The 18434-nt window shown below is 50.4% G+C and carries 14 protein-coding genes; 8 read left to right on the top strand and 6 right to left on the bottom strand.

Translation table 11 applies throughout. From position 1 onward, the window contains the following. Positions 1-9: 9 nt before the first annotated feature. The 3 genes from V6E55_RS07190 (at position 10) to V6E55_RS07180 (ending at position 4637) form a co-directional block, all read left to right on the top strand. The gene (locus V6E55_RS07190) at positions 10-894 is read left to right on the top strand and encodes an SDR family oxidoreductase (RefSeq protein ID WP_316942472.1); all 885 of its coding nucleotides are present in this window, start codon (positions 10-12) and stop codon (positions 892-894) included. A gap of 182 nt (positions 895-1076) precedes the next feature. Next, positions 1077-2000 carry a LysR substrate-binding domain-containing protein gene (locus V6E55_RS07185; RefSeq protein WP_316942471.1) on the top strand — a complete coding sequence of 308 codons (924 nt, stop codon included), beginning with the start codon at positions 1077-1079 and terminating at the stop codon, positions 1998-2000. A gap of 255 nt (positions 2001-2255) precedes the next feature. Next, positions 2256-4637: a glucose/quinate/shikimate family membrane-bound PQQ-dependent dehydrogenase gene (locus tag V6E55_RS07180; RefSeq protein WP_316942470.1), complete on the top strand. Its 2382-nt coding sequence runs from the start codon at positions 2256-2258 to the stop codon at positions 4635-4637. Positions 4638-4687: 50 nt separating this feature from the next. Here the strand turns inward: V6E55_RS07180 and V6E55_RS07175 are convergent, their stop codons facing one another. The 3 genes from V6E55_RS07175 to V6E55_RS07165 all read right to left on the bottom strand — a co-directional run bounded on the left by V6E55_RS07175 (position 4688) and on the right by V6E55_RS07165 (position 7965). Continuing rightward, positions 4688-6379 carry a methyl-accepting chemotaxis protein gene (locus tag V6E55_RS07175; RefSeq protein WP_114977288.1) on the bottom strand — a complete coding sequence of 564 codons (1692 nt, stop codon included), beginning with the start codon at positions 6377-6379 and terminating at the stop codon, positions 4688-4690. Positions 6380-6539: 160 nt separating this feature from the next. Then, positions 6540-7658 carry an S-(hydroxymethyl)glutathione dehydrogenase/class III alcohol dehydrogenase gene (locus tag V6E55_RS07170; protein WP_316942515.1) on the bottom strand — a complete coding sequence of 373 codons (1119 nt, stop codon included), beginning with the start codon at positions 7656-7658 and terminating at the stop codon, positions 6540-6542. Between the two features lie 31 nt (positions 7659-7689). Beyond that, positions 7690-7965, bottom strand: coding sequence for a metal/formaldehyde-sensitive transcriptional repressor (locus V6E55_RS07165; protein WP_021242544.1), 276 nt, complete (start codon positions 7963-7965; stop codon positions 7690-7692). A gap of 559 nt (positions 7966-8524) precedes the next feature. Between V6E55_RS07165 and V6E55_RS07155 the strand changes: the two genes are divergently transcribed. The 4 genes from V6E55_RS07155 (at position 8525) to V6E55_RS07140 (ending at position 12181) form a co-directional block, all read left to right on the top strand. Further along, complete coding sequence (locus tag V6E55_RS07155; protein WP_410493440.1) at positions 8525-9058, top strand: DUF2778 domain-containing protein; 534 nt, start codon at positions 8525-8527, stop codon at positions 9056-9058. A 710-nt stretch (positions 9059-9768) separates the two neighbouring features. Beyond that, positions 9769-10380, top strand: coding sequence for a hypothetical protein (locus tag V6E55_RS07150; RefSeq protein WP_316942469.1), 612 nt, complete (start codon positions 9769-9771; stop codon positions 10378-10380). A 74-nt stretch (positions 10381-10454) separates the two neighbouring features. Beyond that, complete coding sequence (locus tag V6E55_RS07145; protein ID WP_236921407.1) at positions 10455-11186, top strand: EAL domain-containing protein; 732 nt, start codon at positions 10455-10457, stop codon at positions 11184-11186. A 128-nt stretch (positions 11187-11314) separates the two neighbouring features. Next, complete coding sequence (locus V6E55_RS07140) at positions 11315-12181, top strand: AraC family transcriptional regulator (protein ID WP_316942468.1); 867 nt, start codon at positions 11315-11317, stop codon at positions 12179-12181. A 118-nt stretch (positions 12182-12299) separates the two neighbouring features. On the opposite strand, the gene V6E55_RS07135 is transcribed toward V6E55_RS07140, so the two are convergent. Beyond that, complete coding sequence (locus V6E55_RS07135) at positions 12300-13763, bottom strand: EAL domain-containing protein (RefSeq protein ID WP_316942467.1); 1464 nt, start codon at positions 13761-13763, stop codon at positions 12300-12302. Positions 13764-14040: 277 nt separating this feature from the next. On the opposite strand from V6E55_RS07135, the gene V6E55_RS07130 reads away from it, so the two are divergent. Beyond that, positions 14041-14925, top strand: a complete 885-nt coding sequence (locus V6E55_RS07130) for a MarR family transcriptional regulator (RefSeq protein WP_114977294.1) — start codon at positions 14041-14043, stop codon at positions 14923-14925. 35 nt (positions 14926-14960) lie between these two features. On the opposite strand, the gene V6E55_RS07125 is transcribed toward V6E55_RS07130, so the two are convergent. Together V6E55_RS07125 and V6E55_RS07120 are read right to left on the bottom strand one after the other, a co-directional pair. Continuing rightward, positions 14961-16136, bottom strand: coding sequence for an HlyD family type I secretion periplasmic adaptor subunit (locus tag V6E55_RS07125; protein ID WP_114977295.1), 1176 nt, complete (start codon positions 16134-16136; stop codon positions 14961-14963). Then, entirely contained in the window at positions 16133-18313 is a 2181-nt protein-coding gene (locus V6E55_RS07120; protein WP_236921402.1) for a type I secretion system permease/ATPase, read from the bottom strand. Before V6E55_RS07120 ends, V6E55_RS07125 begins: the two co-directional genes overlap by 4 nt. Positions 18314-18434 lie beyond the last annotated feature (121 nt).

Here is an 18434-nt window from a genome sequence, read left to right as displayed (position 1 = left end):
GAGTCAGCTATGAGTGATACAAAACAACGTACGAACGCTTATCCGCAGCCCCCGTTCCCGGAACAGCCGCAAACGCCACCGGGACTGGCATCCGAAATGCAACCCGTCCCCGACCACGGGGAACAAAGCTATAAAGGTCATGGCCGGCTGGCCGGCAAAAAAGCACTGATTACCGGCGGAGACTCCGGTATTGGTCGCGCGGTGGCTATCGCCTATGCTCGTGAAGGGGCCGATGTTGCCATCAATTACCTGCCGGAAGAGAAGAAAGATGCGGTGGACGTTATCGAGCTGATTAAAGCTGAAGGTCGCACTGCCGTCGCGCTTCCGGGCGATATCCGGGACGAAACCTTCTGCCAGAATCTGGTCGATGAGGCCGTCGCCCAACTCGGTGGGCTGGACATTCTGGTGAATAACGCCGGTCGCCAACAGTTCCGGAAGTCGCTGGAAGAACTGACCACCGAAGATTTTGACGCCACATTTAAAACGAATGTTTATGCGCCTTTCTGGATCACAAAAGCCGCTCTGCGCCACTTGAAATCCCCAGGCGTCATTATTAATACCTCCTCCGTGCAGGCGGTGAAGCCCAGCCCCGTTCTGCTGGATTATGCCCAGACGAAAGCCTGTCTGGCGGTATTTACCAAAGCATTAGCCAAACAACTGGGTCCGAAAGGCATTCGCGTCAACGCGGTCGCCCCTGGCCCTTACTGGACAGTACTGCAATCCAGCGGCGGGCAGCCGATGGAAAAAGTGAAGGAGTTCGGTGACGACACCCCGCTGGGACGGCCGGGTCAACCCGTTGAGATTGCGCCGTTGTATGTCACACTGGCCTCGGATGAGTGTTCATTTACATCCGGTCAGGTGTGGTGTTCTGATGGTGGTGACGGAGTGATTTAAACCGTTTAACGCCCCCCCCTTCAAAATGCGCAATAAAAGAACAAGGACGTTCGCTTCTGGGCACCTGCCGAAAAACATGTTGTAACTCAAACAGATCAGATGTTAAAAATATTTTGCTATCAAGTTATCAAAATTAAACAACTTAACTTGTCACCCGCATCGCTCTGTTTTTAACATCGCCTATGGAAAAAAATGGTCTGTTCAGTCAGCGCATACGCTTGCGCCATTTGCATACATTTGTGGCCGTCGCTCAACAGGGAACGCTGGGGCGTGCGGCTGAAACTCTTAACCTGAGCCAGCCTGCTCTCTCGAAAACGCTGAATGAGCTGGAACAACTTACCGGTACCCGTCTTTTTGACCGTGGTCGTCTGGGGGCGCAACTAACCCTGGTGGGCGAGCAATTTCTCACGCACGCCGTAAAAGTACTTGATGCCCTTAACACCGCGGGCCAGTCCCTGAATCGTAAAGAAGAACACTCCAGTGAAGTTGTGCGAGTGGGAGCCCTGCCTACTGCTGCGCTGGGTATTCTGCCCCCGGTCATCGGTCAGTTCCACAAACAGCAAAGACATACCACGATTCAGGTTGCCACCATGAATAACACCATGTTGCTTGCGGGGTTGAAATCAGGTGAACTGGATCTTGGCATCGGTCGAATGTCCGATCCTGAACTGATGGGTGGTCTGAATTACGAACTGTTGTTCCTGGAATCACTGAAGCTGGTGGTGCGTCCTGACCACCCTTTGTTGCAGGATACCGTGACCTTAAGCCGCGTCATGGAGTGGCCTGTTGTGGTCTGCCCTAAAGGGACAGTCCCGCGAGACACTGCCGAGACACTGCTGAAAATGCAGGGATGTTCGCTGCCTTCCGGTTGTATCGAAACGCTTTCGGCCTCGCTTTCACGCCAGCTTACCCTGGATTATGACTACGTCTGGTTCGTTCCCTCCGGCGCGGTAAAAGATGATTTACGCCAGGGTACGCTTACCGCACTGCCGGTGACGTCACCTGGAGCCGGTGAACCCATCGGTATTTTGACCCGGGTGGATTCCCCACTTTCCACAGGCGCACAAACATTGCTGAGCACTATTCGCAAATCTATGCCGGTCTAGAAATCTGTCCCATCACTCTAACCCTCTCCCCAAAGGGGGCGAGGGGCAGTCCTGTGCTCTAATCAATTAATGCGAAATTATTCATTAACAATTGCGTAAAACAATTTAACAGTTTTATCATATCGCTGAATTCACCAAATGGTTCGTAAATAATTTTATAAGCCAGAATTCACTCGCATTAATCATTATCTACCCTGCAATTATTACCCAACTGGTACATACCCGGCACAGCGGGGGGATGTAAAGGAGACAGAAATGGCATTTGGCAGCGCGCCGCGCGGGATACCTCGTATTCTGCAGTGGCTACTTGCCGGACTGATGATACTCATCGGTCTGGCCGTCGGCGGGTTGGGCTTTAAGCTCGCCACCGTAGGTGGAAGTTGGTACTTCCTGATAATGGGCGTGGTGATGGTGATTGCCGCGATCCTCATTTTTACCAGTCGCAGCAGTGGGATCGTGCTTTATAGCATAGCGTTTATCGCCTCACTGTTCTGGGCAGTAAGCGATGCGGGCTGGGATTTCTGGCCGCTCTTCTCGCGCCTCTTCACGTTTGCCGTACTGGCCTTCCTTTGCGCCATCGTGTGGCCTTTTCTGCGTGCAGCAAACCATAATGCCCCAAACAAAGCGTCCGCATTCGGTATCGCGGCCGTGCTTGCGCTGACTATGCTGGTCAGCCTGGGCTGGATGTTTAAACCGCAAACCCTCGTGGCGGCTAACGAGCCCGTTCCGGTTAAACCCGTCGCACCCGGTGAGCAACAAAAGAACTGGGAGCACTGGGGCAACACCACGCACGGCGACCGTTTCGCCGCGCTGGACCAGATTAACAAGCAGAATGTCAGTGACCTGAAAGTTGCCTGGGTTGCACACACGGGTGATATCCCGCAGAGCAATGGATCTGGCGCGGAAGATCAAAACACGCCATTGCAGATCGGCGACACGCTGTATGTCTGTACGCCATACAGTAAAGTGCTGGCACTGGATGTCGACTCCGGTAAAGAGAAGTGGCGCTATGATTCCAAAGCCACGGCACCTAACTGGCAGCGTTGCCGTGGTCTGGGCTATTTTGAGGATCGCGCTTCAGTGACAACGTCACAGATTGAGACACAGCCTGCCGCGTGCCCTCGCCGCCTGTTCCTGCCCACTACCGATGCCCGCCTGATTGCCATCAACGCGGATACCGGTAAGGTCTGCGAAGACTTTGGCGACCATGGCACCGTTGACCTGAGCGTCGGTATGGGCGAGATCAAACCCGGATATTATCAGCAGACATCCACGCCGCTGGTTGCCGGGAATGTCGTTGTCGTCGGCGGTCGCGTCGCGGATAACTACTCCACTGGCGAACCGCCGGGCGTGGTGCGCGCGTATGACGTTCACACCGGTAAACTGGCGTGGGCGTGGGATCCGGGTAACCCGAACCTGACCGGCCTGCCGCCGGAAGGCCAGACCTACACGCGCGGTACGCCGAACGTCTGGTCGGCGATGTCTTACGACGCCAAACTGAACCTGATCTACCTGCCAACCGGTAATGCCACCCCTGATTTCTGGGCAGGTGAACGTACCGCGCTGGATGATAAATACAGCTCATCTATCGTGGCGGTTGATGCAGCCACCGGTCAGGTCCGCTGGCATTTCCAGACCACCCACCACGACCTGTGGGACTTTGACCTGCCATCCCAACCGCTGCTGTACGACCTGCCCGATGGTAAAGGCGGCACCACGCCTGTACTGGTGCAGACCAGCAAGCAGGGCATGATCTTCATGCTCAACCGTGAAACCGGTAAGCCAGTGGCGAAGGTTGAGGAACGTCCTGTCCCGGCAGGTAACGTTGAAGGTGAGCGCTACTCTCCAACCCAGCCGTATTCTGTTGGTATGCCGATGATTGGCAACCAGACGCTGACTGAGTCCGACATGTGGGGGGCGACGCCTGTCGACCTGCTGCTGTGCCGTATTCAGTTCAAGGAGATGCGTCATCAGGGCGTCTTCACGCCACCAGGTCTCGACCGTTCCCTGCAGTTCCCTGGCTCGCTCGGCGGGATGAACTGGGGCAGCGTCTCTGTTGACCCAAACAACAGCCTGATGTTCGTCAATGATATGCGCCTGGGGCTGGCAAACTACATGGTACCGCGCGCTAACGTGGCGAAAAACGCCAGCGGCATCGAGATGGGTATTGTACCGATGGACGGCACGCCGTTCGGCGCCATGCGCGAACGCTTCCTGTCGCCGCTGGGCATTCCATGCCAGAAGCCGCCGTTCGGAACCATGTCAGCCGTTGACCTGAAAACGGGCAAGCTGGTGTGGCAGGTGCCTGTCGGCACGGTGGAAGATACCGGCCCGCTGGGCATTCGCATGCACATGCCAACCCCAATCGGTATGCCAACACTGGGCGCGTCACTCTCTACTCAGTCTGGCCTGCTGTTCTTTGCCGGTACTCAGGATTTCTACCTGCGCGCGTTTGATACCGCCACCGGGAAAGAGATCTGGAAAGACCGTCTCCCCGTGGGCAGCCAGTCCGGCCCGATGACTTACGTGTCACCGAAAACCGGTAAACAGTACATCATCATTAACGCCGGGGGTGCCCGTCAGTCACCGGATCGTGGTGATTATGTTATCGCGTATGCGTTACCGGATAAGAAATAACAGATGAAAAAAGGGACCGAAAGGTCCCTTTTGTTGTCTGGTGGCGCAACTCAGAATGTTTCCCAGTTATCCCCGGAAACCGTCGCCGCAGGGCGTAGCGGCGTACTCTTCGTCACTGAGGCTGGTGTGGCCACTCGGCCTGGCTTCACGCTACTCAAACGAAACGCGCCAACCGCTTCGGTCAGGCGCGCGCCTTGTTCTTCCAGAGATGCCGCGGCTGCGGAGGCTTCTTCCACCAGCGAGGCGTTCTGCTGGGTGACTTTATCCATCTCAGAAATCGCCTGACTCACCTGCACAATGCCACGACTCTGCTCATCAGACGCGGCGGCAATCTCCAGCATGATGTCAGTCACACGTTTAACCGCTTCCACGATTTCATTCATGGTGTTACCCGCGGCGACAACTTCACCGGAACCCTGGTCGATCAGCGAGACCGACTCGTTGATCAGGCTTTCAATCTCTTTTGCGGCATTCGCACTACGGCTTGCCAGGGTACGTACTTCGCTTGCTACCACAGCAAAACCGCGGCCCTGCTCACCTGCACGCGCCGCTTCTACCGCTGCGTTAAGCGCCAGGATATTGGTCTGGAAGGCAATGCTGTTAATCACGGCGGTAATCTCAGAGATTTTTTTCGAACTGCTGGAGATGTTACCCATGGTTTTGACCACACCGGAAACCATCTGGCCGCCACGGCTGGCTTTACCGGAGGCATCTTCCGCCAGCTTACTGGCATGGTGAGCATTATCCGCGTTCTGTTTCACCGTTGCGGTCAGTTGTTCCATACTTGCGGCGGTCTGCTCAATGGCAGCAGCCTGCTGTTCAGTGCGCGAAGAGAGATCGGTGTTACCGGCAGAAATTTCACTGGTTCCACGGTAAATCTCCTCCGCCCCCTGGCGTACGGTGCCCACGGTGTTTTCAAGCGAGTGCTGCATGGTTTGCAGATCGCGTGTCAGGCGGCCAATTTCGCTTCGTCCAGCCACATCGTCCGGCATTGTCAGGTCGCCTTTGGCGATATTCTCGATACGTTTCGCTGCACGCTGCAGCGGATGGATCACCGTGCGGCGCAGCACAGTAAAGGTCAATGCCGTCAGCACCAGTGCGAGCGCGAACGCGCCGATCATAAACATAAGCCCCAGTTGTGTGCGGCTGTGTGCCTGTGCCGTCAGGGCATTGGCACGGTCGGTACGGATCTTAATCGCTTTCAGCAGTACGGTATTGTAAGCATCATCCAGTGGACGCGCAGTTTCGTTTTCGTGGTTGATAATCGCTTCGAACATGCCGTTTTTGGCAAATTTGACCATCGGTTGCAGGCCCGCGATATAGGCGTCATAGCGTGCTTTCAGGTCAGCATCCAGCGCTTCGTCCGCTGAGGTACGCACAGAACGATTCATATAGGCAGTGAAGCTATCTTGAGACTGCTTGATACGTGTTTCTGCCTCGCTGATGTTCTGCTTCATCGCATCCATCTCCGCGATACGACTGGCGGCACCGGCATGGATCATATTGATACGTGCGGTTCGCAGATGGTTTGAGCTGTTCGACAGCCCCATACGCACCTGAATTTCGGATGTGACATCCTGCTGATCGTGATCAGCCTGTAGCAGGAAATAACCCGCCAGACCTGAGCTCAAGGCAAAAAGCAGAATAATGCCACCGAGAATGGAGGAAAACAGCGGAACCAGCCTGATGTGATGCAAGAAGCTCAGCTTGCGCTGTGCCGGCATCGAAGTAGTGTTGTCCATGACCGTCGACTCTCTTGTAGGTAAGATGCGTAAAAACACGCCTGTTAAATAGTCATCGGCACGGCAGAGATTTAGATTACGGCTAAAAACGCCGCACTGGTCACACTTTAGAGAAGATTATTAAAGAAATGCCAGCGGTGAAAAACCGCTGGCAGAAGAGTTACTTGTCGCCGAAATGAATAACGGTACGGATGGATTTCCCTTCGTGCATCAGATCGAACGCGTCGTTGATCTGCTCCAGTGGTAAACGATGGGTGATGAACGGATCGAGCTGGATTTTTCCGGCCATAGCATCTTCAACCATACCCGGGAGTTGGGTACGCCCTTTCACGCCGCCAAAAGCGGACCCGCGCCATACGCGACCTGTCACCAGCTGGAATGGACGGGTTTTGATCTCCTGACCCGCGCCAGCCACACCGATGATGACGCTTTCGCCCCACCCTTTATGACAACATTCGAGCGCAGAACGCATTACATTCACGTTGCCAATGCATTCGAAGCTGAAATCAACACCACCGTCAGTGAGTTCTACGATAACGTCCTGGACCGGCTTATCGTAATCTAGCGGGTTAACGAAATCGGTCGCGCCCATTTCACCCGCCAGTTTGAATTTCGCCGGATTGGTGTCGACTGCGATGATACGACCAGCCTTCGCCTGCGCCGCACCCTGAATCACCGCCAGACCAATGCCACCGAGACCGAATACCGCCACGGTGTCGCCTTCTTTAACTTTTGCTGTGTTATGCACCGCGCCAATACCGGTGGTCACGCCGCAGCCCAGCAGGCAGACTTTATCCAGAGGTGCCTGTGGGTTCACTTTAGCCAGTGAGATCTCCGCGCAAACGGTGTATTCGCTGAAAGTACTGGTACCCATATAGTGATAGACAGGCTCGCCGTTATAAGAGAAACGGGTGGTACCGTCTGGCATCAACCCTTTCCCCTGTGTGGCGCGAACCGCCTGGCAGAGGTTGGTCTTACCGGATTTACAGAACTTACACTCGCCGCATTCCGCAGTGTACAGTGGGATCACGTGATCCCCTGGCTTCAGGCTGGTCACGCCCTCGCCCACTTCCACCACAATCCCGCCGCCTTCATGACCCAGTACCGCCGGGAAGACACCTTCCGGATCGTCCCCCGATAACGTAAATGCATCGGTATGACACACACCGGTGTGAGTGATTTTGATCAGCACTTCGCCTTTCTTTGGCGGTGCCACATCAATTTCAACGATTTTGAGCGGCTGGCCGGGGCCAAATGCAACTGCAGCGCGAGATTTCATCATGTCTTCCCTTTATGTCAGGTATGTGGGTTTATTTTAGATAAGAGCGCAGCAAATGGCCGACTTCTGCCATGCGTACAGCTCGCTGATCCGGCGTGGTTTCCCCCGCCACCAGCTCATCTTTGAGGTGAATTTCGACCATTTCGCCCATCAGGCCATTGGCAGCTCCGCGCACGGCGGCAATTTGCTGCAGGATGGCCAGACAGGGATCGCCCGACTCCAGCGCACGCTCAAGGGCATCAACCTGCCCACGAATGCGACGGACGCGGGTGAGGATACGTTTTTTGTCTTCGGGTGAATGCGGCATACGCCCTCCTGATACTATAGGGGGGTATGGTAACTTTTTTAGCAACCTTATGTAAACATTATGTTTTATATGGTCATCATGTATTTACCCTACATAATCAATAGACACTAGCGGACATAAAAGGACCTTTTACTGCCCCCAAATTGCCCGCAAGCCATTTTTCGCCCCCAAATGCACCCTCGTTCCAAGCCTTCACATCACAGGATTATCGTCAAATTCGATTGTTCGTATGTCATTCACCGCGTGCATAATCACGCCGAAAATCCCGTCATCATCCGTGTTTACCCGATCCTTGCGACCGTCACCGCCCAGGTTTTCAAGATGCTTATATGGGTGAGTCCTGAATAGCCGAAGTACGCACTGCCCCTTCTTCAGAAGAGATATCTTTGAAGGTTGTTACGTAGCACTCTATCCAGTTATTAGCCTGCTTCAGTGACCAGTTCCAGTTAACCGCCTCAGGTTGCTAAACTGCCACATACTTAAAAAATTGATAGGTTAACCAGCCTTCTGTTATCCATTATTATTAGTTCAACATAATATTCAGGATGGGGATAAGGGATTGCAGATTTGTATGATGGATTATGGCCGACTGTCAGCTGACGGGAAAACGCTAAAGCTGGATTGTTATGGGGTTGGTTCGTTTGATGTACTCTCAGGTATCGAACGTTACATAAACAACCCAAACTGTTCTGATATCGAAAAAGCTGCTATTCCTCCTGGCACTTACTGGATTGTCGACCGCCCGACAGGCAGCATAGTTAACCAACTCAGAGCTGAATTTATCGATTTCGTACACATGTATAAAAACCATCACTCTGAATGGTTCGGTTTGTACAGTGCGCAAACCATGAGCGACCATGTATATGTCAATGGTGCTCGACGTGGCAGTTTCAGACTTCATCCTCTGAACACTGATGGTTCAGGTGTATCATGGGGCTGTATAACTCTTTACAGAGCGGCTGACTTCCAGATTTTGCGAAATGCTTTGCTCAATCGAAAAAAGATAATGGTGCCCGGCGGTAAAGGATTGATGGCTTACGGACGTATTGACGTTCGTGGCATTCCTGACTTCAGTAAATGTGGTGTGCGATGAAAATCATAGTGTTCATTATCTTGCTTATAGTCTGCTTTGTCCTCATCCCTGATGGCTGGATTAGTGATATTTTTATGTCGCACATCCAGATATCAGGTGATGGCGAAGAAGCAATTAATAACTATGAATTCACAGCTATCATGATCAAAGCTGGGATTTCAGCTGTAATCTCTTTAGTTTTGTTATCTCTTCAAAAATTCCTGAGAAGGAAATGAGGCAAGAGGAAAAACCGGGTGCCTGCCGACATCAGCCAGGCCCCGTAACAATGAGGAAGCCCCTTGATAATACGCCCCATTTCCGTGGCGGGTGTTTTTGTTATAGCTAGAAAGTCACATAAGCGGCTGTTGGAGAGAGTTAACGATTACGGCGCGAAGGCCTGTTTGAAGGAAAAGGTCAGGGTCACCTACTTCATTTGTCGGAAAATACTTTACCTGCGAAGCAGTTGCCATCAGCAGATTGATTGCCGTCATCGGTGACGACAATCACATAAAATGGTTTGTCCAGATGAATATTTGTGGGCATCTTTTTTCTTTATATTGCGATGTAAATTATGGATTTTAAACTAAAAAAACATAAAGAGATGGAAAAATAAACATTTTGCAGACCGTTTTAAGCCAGGATAAGTATAGTGATGGAGTATCTTTCTGGTTTTTTTTGTATTGACGGTGTGCTTACTGGAGCATACCATCAAAATAAAAAACTGGTGATATATGAAATATTCAGGCTGTGATGTGTTTATTCTTGGCAGGGATGCTTTTATAAGGAATGGGCTCTATCATTTATGTCTTGATTGCTGCTTCTCTGATATTTTTATTTTCAACCGAATCAATGAAATGGAAGCTGCGATTTATCGTTCCTTGCTGGTGGATGACCACCACAAAAGACGAGTGATTATACTTTCTTTCGAATGTGGTGATGATGGACCAGTAGAGTCACCCTATTTTCTGGAACGGCTAGGCAGATGTAAAGACAGTATCGAGTTGTATTTATTGATACCACAACCAGCCTACCGGATTAAGCTTATTTATAAGTCCTGCAATAATCACGTTCGTTTTTTATGTAAAAAAGACAGTCTGGTAAATCTGAGGGGGAAGCTAAGTAACCCACCACCTCCGGAGTTTACAGGCGATGTCGTTAAATTCTTTACGTTTAATGAAAAGGAGGTTTTTTTTAAATTTTTAAACAACCCACATCTTCCCTGTAATAACAGGGTGATGTATATGAGAGATTATGCCACGTTTTCCAGAATTGCGTGTAAGTTAGGGATGAAAAATCAAGAGCTAAGGGAATACCTTTGCCTGTTAAATCTTAAATACATATAAAAAGGCGATTGTATTTTATTTGCACTCAAACCATAACGTCAGCACCCTGTCTTTCACAACCTTTTGGGGAACGCATGAAATTTTTTTATGATAATAGATCATGTACCGTTCGTGTTTTTTATGAACCAGTTGTTTCAACATCAGGGAACCTGTTTGCCATCGAACTGCTGAGTCGGATAATCTCCGAACCCGGCGGGGATACAATACCATCAGCGAATTTTTTCAAGGCCGCCAATAAAAAAACGGTCAGGGATATTTTTATTCTCCAGTTAAGAAAATTAGCCGAAAACTTTACCTTCCTTGAGCATTCCGGGATAAGATGCTCAATCAATCTTACCTTTGATACGGCTGAGTATGTCCTGGCGAACCAGGGTGTTCAAAGGGTTATCGACTATCTGAAACCTTGCCTTTGCTTTGAAGTCTCTGAAATATTTTTTAAACATGCCGATACTGTTGTTATTGATAACATTTTATACAAACTGATGAATCTGTGCCCTTTGTGGCTGGATGATTTTGGCTCAAAAGCATCAAATTATGATGCTTTAGGAACCGGATTCTTTTCGGCTGTAAAACTATCCGCAGAAACGTTTCATTCGTTAGCCAGCGATAGCGAAGGTCGGATTTTATTAAGTGCTCTCATTAGTTATATAGAATCCAGGGGAATGACCTCCATTATTGAAGGCATCGAAGATGAGTTGTTATTTTCTTTATTCATGAACACCAGGGCTACTGCAGCGCAGGGATACTTCTGGCCTGGAGATTATGAACTACATGATCTTGTTGAAAAATATACGCACAATAATTAGCTGGCAGGTAACCTCCTCGTTTTCTGGCCTACCTTCCCTCGTCAGGTGATGATTGCCAGAGAAATTGCGCAAGATCGGTCAGGATCTTCACTGTACGGTAAGGCAAAGTAAGTCATCAGGAGGATGCAATGAACGATACGATCACAACGGTGTACCGTGAGCGCTTCACGATGGTGTGCGACTATATCGCCCGCCATCTCGATGAGACGCTTACGCTGGAGAAACTCAGCGCCCTGGCAAACTGTTCGCCTTATCATTTTCACCGGCAGTTTCTGGCGTTCAGCGGTCAGCCACTGTATCGCTATATCCAGTGGTTACGCCTTCGTCGTGCTTCCTGGCGACTGGCGTTTAATCCACAGGAAAAGGTGATTGATATTGCGCTCGACGCCGGATTTCAGAACCCCGAATCGTTCAGTCGCGCCTTCAGAGCCGCGTTTGGAAAAAGCCCACGTCAGTTCCGGCAGCAGCCGGACTGGTTGAACTGGCACCAGCGCGTACCGAAAATGGCCTTACAGGAGCAACAAACGATGGAAGTAAAGATAGTCGATTTCCCACAGACTAAAGTGGCGATACTGCATCACCGCGGCTGCCCCGATCTGGTGAATGAGAGCGCGGCGAAATTTATCGCCTGGCGCAAAAGTACGGGCTTATCGCCAGTACGCGAAAGCAGAACATTTGGCATCGCATGGGACGACCCTGCAACAACAGCAGCAGACGCCTTCCGCTTCGATATTTGTGGCAGCGTTTCTGAAGCCATTGCGGAGAATGAATTCGGTGTAACCAATGGTGAGATTGAAGGTGGACGATACGCCGTTGGGCGTCATACTGGCACACTGGATAACATTTCCCAGACGGTCTGGGCGCTGTTCCGCAACTGGTTACCGGGCAGCGGCGAAACGCTACGCGATGCCCCGGTATTTTTCCACTACCTTAATTTAATTAATGAGGTGCCGGAATATGAGTTGCAAACGGATATCTATCTTCCACTGAAATAAATTCAGTCGAAACATTGTTGATGCATTTGTGCGTTCAGAGACAGTAAGTTGCACCACAAGTCTCTGGTTCACCACCAGCATGGAAATCATTAAAAGCCCTTCGGGGCTTTATTTTTATTTAACTAAAAATCCTAACCATACGGTCTAATTCATCCTCTTTCACAGCGCGAGATAAATAATACCCCTGAAAGTTTTTGACGCCGATCGCAGCTAACTTCTCAAATTTTTCTTCGCTATCAACGCCCTCTGCGATGCAATCTGTTCCGGTCATATCGCTATAAAGTTGTATCGCTTTAATAAGGTGATAGTCATTGTCATTTGCTACGAAGTGCTCAACAATGTCCCTGTCCAGTTTGAGCCCATCAAAATGTACCTGTCGCACCGGGAACATGGTTTGATGGTTAGAGAAGCAGTCATCCAAAAACAATCGACACCCAGTGCTCCGTAAATGTCGCATGGTTTCAGGGATCCTGGTGTCCTTCGTGACATCAATATCCTCAGCGAATTCAAAGACTAAATTTTCGGCCCAACGCGGTTTGAGTAGCATATCGATAGCTTTCCTTGCCATATCAGGCAATGCATTCCCGGAAGCCAGACGAGGTGGAATATTAACTGAAAAATAATATTTACCGTTATATTTATTAATGCCTGACACTGCAGCATGGATAACTAGCGCCGTAATCTTTAGCCATATTTCATTATTTGAAATATCAGTCAAAAAACTGGCTGGCTTGACAATTTTACCATTTTTATTCCAGCGGATAAGAATTTCAAAACCGACACCTTTCTTGTCCCTATCGGTAATAATCTGGTACACAGGAAATATTTCCCGTTTAAGTAACGCATTATAAATCTCCGTTTCTTTAGCCGTAAATCCTGTTTTTTGACTTTTGCGCTTAATACTATCGCCCACATTGAAATTGTGCGGATCGTTTACCCATTGCTTGATCAAATGCAATTTCTGCATACCTTCCTTACGGTGGGTATAAACTGTTTTATTTGAAAGCCCCATTTTGTCGCACAATTCTTTAACAGACATACCTCGGTAGAAATTTAATAGAACATCAATTTCTCTTTTGGTTAGCCATTTGAAGTTCTCGTTAGAAGAAAAATCCAGATAGCGATCTCGTAATAAGCGTGAACCATCCTTAAATATATCATTGTGTATGTTGAAACAGGTCATTACATCAGAAATACGGGCGATGCGGATCAATGATAACTGACGGCTGCTATTTAAAAGGCTACCCAGGGTGCGATACAGCCAACTGTCCGGTATATCACCATACAGGGTGACACGTTGAATAACGGGTAGCGAATTAAGTACGGATGCCAGTCGTTTCAGACTCTCAAGGAGATTGACAATACCTTTCCCCAGAAACACCACAATGTGAGCACTCTGATTTATAAGAATATTTTTTCTGTCTCGTTGAGATATGTCATCCCCATCAAAACGAATAAGCGATGCCTGTATACCGTATTTGTTCAGGATCAGACGATACCCCTGAAATGTGAAACCGCAGGCTGAGATGACAAATTTTTGTTCATCGCAAGCCCCATTTCTGAGAGAAATTTTGTGGGTCATAACCTGCTCCTGGGCACCAACGCGCCTTTTCCATATGTGAATGCATAAAATGTCATGCACCTGATGTGAATATTAATTTTACCGTACAACATCAAGGTAAGAAACAGTCCTTACTGGAACATCTTTGCGTTAATCACCTCACACCACACAACGTGCAAATATACTTTTCTTTTCAAATAACCACGGCAAATCCTTCATTCTCAGGGTATAATGAAAATTCCGAAAAAGAAGACTGGATACTTCATCTATCGGCTCATTCAAATACGAGAAATACGCTATGGATAATCACATCTCATCCAGGGCCTTGCTACATCGAAGGGATGTTATAAAGAACAACCCGCGATTCAGTGAGGCAATATTAGAGCACTACACAATTAATGACACCATCTACAAAAAACAACCTTTGTTCTACAAGACAATGCTCCAGGAATCACGATTCAACATTATTCTATCCATGTGTTGTTTCATTTTTGGAAATCAGGCCGAATCTGTTTCGGAAATAAAAGAGCTATGTTCTCGCTATAAAATAGCCAGCCCCAACAGCGTTATTGCGATCATCACGATACTCAGAACCACGGGGCGCATCAGCACCTGGCGCTGCACGGACGACAGACGCAAAACGCGAATTGCCCCAACCGAAAAGGGGTTGAATGAACTTAAGCGATATATGTCCGGTGCATTTTTACCGGTCAGCATTCTATATCCGACTTTTAATATTGATGTTAACCTGTTAGATAACGACATTCTGAGAAACAACTTTTTCCGTCGCGCGGCAGAATATCTCTTTCGGGGGTTAACGTTCAGAAAGGTTTTGCCTGAAGTGGGATTATTTATCGATAAAGATGGCGGTCGAATGATTATGCTCTATCTATACCTGCAGGCCATAAAAAACAAATCCGCCTATGGTGCGGTTATTGAATATTCAGCAAGCACACTCGCAAAAGAATTTTTTGTCTCACGTATTCACGTCAACCGAATTATCAAATCGGCACAAGAAGCAGGTTATCTGAAAGATCGGGGTGATGGGCGTATGTCGATATACCCGGCGTTTATCGAACTCGTCGAAAATTATGCCGGATTATATTTTGCATATGTCACCCATTACATCAACGTTGTTCCTAAAGATCGTCGCCACGCTCATCACTTGACATCAACTGTATAATTCAACAGGCGTTCGGTGTTCCGAACGCCATTCGCTTATCGTTCTCGCAGTGCCTCTTTTGCTTTATTCAATGGTTTCAACAGATAATCCACAATCGTTTTACTGCCCGTTTTAATGTCAACTGTAGCTATCATGCCCGGGAAGACCGGAAATTCTTTGCCTTGCTTGTTGGTCAGATGGTTATTGTCGGTACGGATGTAGACGCGATAGTAGTAGACGTCTCTTTTCACCTCATCCTGTAAGGTATCCGGTGAAATCATGGTCACTTCCCCTTCCAGCCCACCATAAATGGAGTAGTCATAGGCCGTAATTTTTACCAGCGCTTTCTGGCCTGGATGGATAAACGCCACATCACGTGGTGAGATTTTCGCCTCAACCACCATCTGATCATCCAGCGGAACCAGGCTCATCAGTTTGCCGTTAGGGGGAATAACACCGCCAACGGTTGTGACGTCAATATCCTTAACGATCCCACGAACTGGCGCATTGAAGGTCAGCCTGGTCAGGGAATCCTCACGGCCCTTCATCACCGAACGCTGGGCTTCAATTTCCGCATTGGCTTTTGCCAGCTCTTCACGGGCGCGAACGTAGTACTGGTTTTTCATCTCGGTGATTTTATTCTCAAGCTCATTTTTTTGACGCTCAAGACGTAATACCTCAACCTTACTGGCCGCCCCCTGGGTCACCAGTGGTCGGGTTAACGACAGCTCTCGCTGCACCAGTTCAGCCCCCTGACGCAAACCCGCCAGCCCTTTTTCCAGACTCTCGCGACGGGACTGGTATAGCGCCGTTTCCTGTTTGACCAGCTCAACGTCGTCATCCAGTTCTTCAGGAAATGCGAGACCCGTATCGTTCACTTCGGCCTTCAGGCGTGCAGCCGTTGCCAGTGCGGCATTCAGGCGAGACTCACTCTCCAGGACGCTTGACTCGGTTTTGGTCCGGTCAAGCTGCGCAAGCTGCTGACCGCGTTCAACAATGTCACCTTCGCGTACCATCAGGCTGTGAATAATGCCTCCCTCCAGAGACTGAATCACCTGCTCATGCGATGAGGGTATAACTTTGCCGCTGCCGGTAGTGACTTCATCAAGCTGGAAAAGACTCGCCCAGATGATAAAAACCGCCAGCAGGGCGAACAGCGACCATGCCACCAGGGACGAACGCGGTAAGCGCGGCTCCTGCAGACGACTATTGAAACGTGAGAAATCATTCATGCCACGCTCTCCTCTGCCACCGCCGCCGGTTTCATGGTCACGGTGCGCTGTGCCGCTTTTTGCGGTGCCATACCGTGCTGGTGCAGGATCGCGTCACGTGGACCGTCCATCACCACCTTACCGTTTTCCAGCACAATGATACGGTCGACCAGGTCCAGAATAGGCAAACGGTGAGTTGCCACAACCAACGTCCGGCGTTTACCCAGCCACTTGTGAAGATGTTGAATAAACTGCTTCTCACTCACTTCATCCAGCCAGGCGGTAGGCTCATCCAGCAGCAGGATATGCGGTGAGGTGATCAGGGCGCGCGCCAGCAACAACGCCTGGCGCTGGCCTCCCGATAGCCCCGTGCCTCCCTCGTTGATGATGGTGTTCAAGCCCATTTTCTGTTTGCGCACAAACTCCAGCGCACCGCTGTTGACCAGCGCCTGATGAATTTCATCGTCAGTGGCGAGCGGGTTCCCCATCAGGATGTTGTCACGTACCGAGCCAAAGAACAGGCGCGCCTGCTGGCTCAGCAACTGCATATCACGACGCACGTCGGCCGGGTCAAGATGGTTCAGGGCAATATCGTCCAGCAAAATGCTCCCCTGTTGCGGCTCCTGCATACCCGCCAGAAGCTGTAACAGCGTGCTTTTACCGGAACCATTACGTCCCAGCACCGCAACCCGTTCTCCGACACGGATCTGCAGTTTGTTGATATTCAGAACGGTGAGTTTCTCTTCTTCGTCGTAGTAAAACCCAACGTCCTCAAGCATGTAGTCCCCGCGCAGGTGCGCTTTGTGCACCTTCTTACCGTGCTGCGGGTCGTCAATTGGGCGCTGCATCAGGTCATCCAGCCCCTTGCGGGCAACTTTGGCTGACTGCCAGCGCGAGAGCACGCCTGAAATCTGCGATAACGGCGCGATAGTGCGCGACGCCAGAATCGAGGTTCCCACCAATGCGCCGGTGGTCATGTCGCCGCTGATAACCAGGTAACAGCCCACCAGCAGCACCACCGCGTAGACTATCGACTGCACCTCCTGCGTCCAGGTCAACAGCAAGCCCGTAAGCCAGCGCTGTTTCATGCCGACGCTGGCAGCGACATCATTGGTGTTATTCCACTGGTTCTGAAAACGCTGCTCGGCACGCATCAGCTTGATGTCTTCAATGCCCTGCACCGCTTCCACCAGCGTGGCGTTACGAATGGCGGATTCACGCATCCCCTCGCTGGAGAGTTTCCCCAGCGGACGTTGCACCAGCAGGCCCGGAATGAGCAACAACGGTACGGCGAGCAGAACTACCAGTACCAGCGGACCACCAATCATCCACAGAATGAAAACGAACAGCAGGAAAAACGGTAGATCGGAGATAGCCGCAATGGTGGTGGAGGTGATCAGCTCGCGCACCGACTCCAGTTCGCGGATCTGAGCAATAAACGATCCGGTTGATTTAGAGCGCGCGCCGTTTTTAATCCGTAGCGCATGAGCAAAAACGCGTTCGGAGATGCGCAGATCGGCACGTTTCCCCACCACGTCAGAAATATGTACGCGCAGCATACGCATGATGAATTCGAACACGATGGCGATCATGACGCCACCAAACAGCACCCACAGCGTGGCTTCAGACTGCGACGGTACCACCCTGTCGTACACCTGCATGGAAAAGACCATCCCGGAGAGTGCCAGCACGTTGGCGACCAGTGCCACCAGCATAATGTCGCTGTAGCGTCGCCAGTCCTTTAGCGCCAGTTGCCAGAACCAGTTTTTTTCATACGGTTTGATGTAGTCATCAACGCGGGCATCCGGCGTGGATTCGAGCGGGCGCAGCACCATCAGTCCTGTTAACCGTGACCCGAGTTCTTCACGCGTTAGCGTTGTCTCCAGACCTCCGTCGCCACTGAACTGCAGACTGACATTGCCTTCACCGTCCATGCGAGTGATCACCGCGATTTGCCCGCCGGTGAATTCCGCCAGCAGTGGCAATCGCCACGGGTCAAGGGATACGGCATCTGCCGCGACCATACGCATCCCCAGCCCAAGCTGGCGCGCCATCTCCTCCAGCACCAGCTGACGCGGAGACTGACTTTCATGATTAATAGTGACCCGAACATGCTCCGCCGAAAAATCCAGCCGATAATGCTTCGCGATGATGAACATGCCCTGCAGCCAGGGTTCGTACTGTGGATGTGTCTTCATAATGCTACGTCCTGTCCAGTGCGATAATTACGCACTGAAATGATACCTTTGCGAGATGATTGAAAATCGAACCGTCTCTAAACGAGCCCGCAAAATAATCTTGTGAAATATAGGGTTATTG

This window comes from Enterobacter sp. 342 (assembly GCF_036663495.1).
Lineage (GTDB): Bacteria > Pseudomonadota > Gammaproteobacteria > Enterobacterales > Enterobacteriaceae > Enterobacter.
Note: the sequence above shows the minus strand (reverse complement) of the source record. Positions and strands in the feature narration are given on the sequence as shown.

Coding starts and splice junctions, on each gene's coding strand:
- V6E55_RS07125 (WP_114977295.1), bottom strand. CDS start 16,136: ATGAATGATTTCTCACGTTTCAATAGTCGTCTGCAGGAGCCGCGCTTA.
- V6E55_RS07175 (WP_114977288.1), bottom strand. CDS start 6,379: ATGGACAACACTACTTCGATGCCGGCACAGCGCAAGCTGAGCTTCTTG.
- V6E55_RS07185 (WP_316942471.1), top strand. CDS start 1,077: ATGGAAAAAAATGGTCTGTTCAGTCAGCGCATACGCTTGCGCCATTTG.
- V6E55_RS07190 (WP_316942472.1), top strand. CDS start 10: ATGAGTGATACAAAACAACGTACGAACGCTTATCCGCAGCCCCCGTTC.
- V6E55_RS07130 (WP_114977294.1), top strand. CDS start 14,041: ATGGATAATCACATCTCATCCAGGGCCTTGCTACATCGAAGGGATGTT.
- V6E55_RS07150 (WP_316942469.1), top strand. CDS start 9,769: ATGAAATATTCAGGCTGTGATGTGTTTATTCTTGGCAGGGATGCTTTT.
- V6E55_RS07170 (WP_316942515.1), bottom strand. CDS start 7,658: ATGAAATCTCGCGCTGCAGTTGCATTTGGCCCCGGCCAGCCGCTCAAA.
- V6E55_RS07145 (WP_236921407.1), top strand. CDS start 10,455: ATGAAATTTTTTTATGATAATAGATCATGTACCGTTCGTGTTTTTTAT.
- V6E55_RS07135 (WP_316942467.1), bottom strand. CDS start 13,763: ATGACCCACAAAATTTCTCTCAGAAATGGGGCTTGCGATGAACAAAAA.
- V6E55_RS07165 (WP_021242544.1), bottom strand. CDS start 7,965: ATGCCGCATTCACCCGAAGACAAAAAACGTATCCTCACCCGCGTCCGT.
- V6E55_RS07140 (WP_316942468.1), top strand. CDS start 11,315: ATGAACGATACGATCACAACGGTGTACCGTGAGCGCTTCACGATGGTG.
- V6E55_RS07180 (WP_316942470.1), top strand. CDS start 2,256: ATGGCATTTGGCAGCGCGCCGCGCGGGATACCTCGTATTCTGCAGTGG.
- V6E55_RS07120 (WP_236921402.1), bottom strand. CDS start 18,313: ATGAAGACACATCCACAGTACGAACCCTGGCTGCAGGGCATGTTCATC.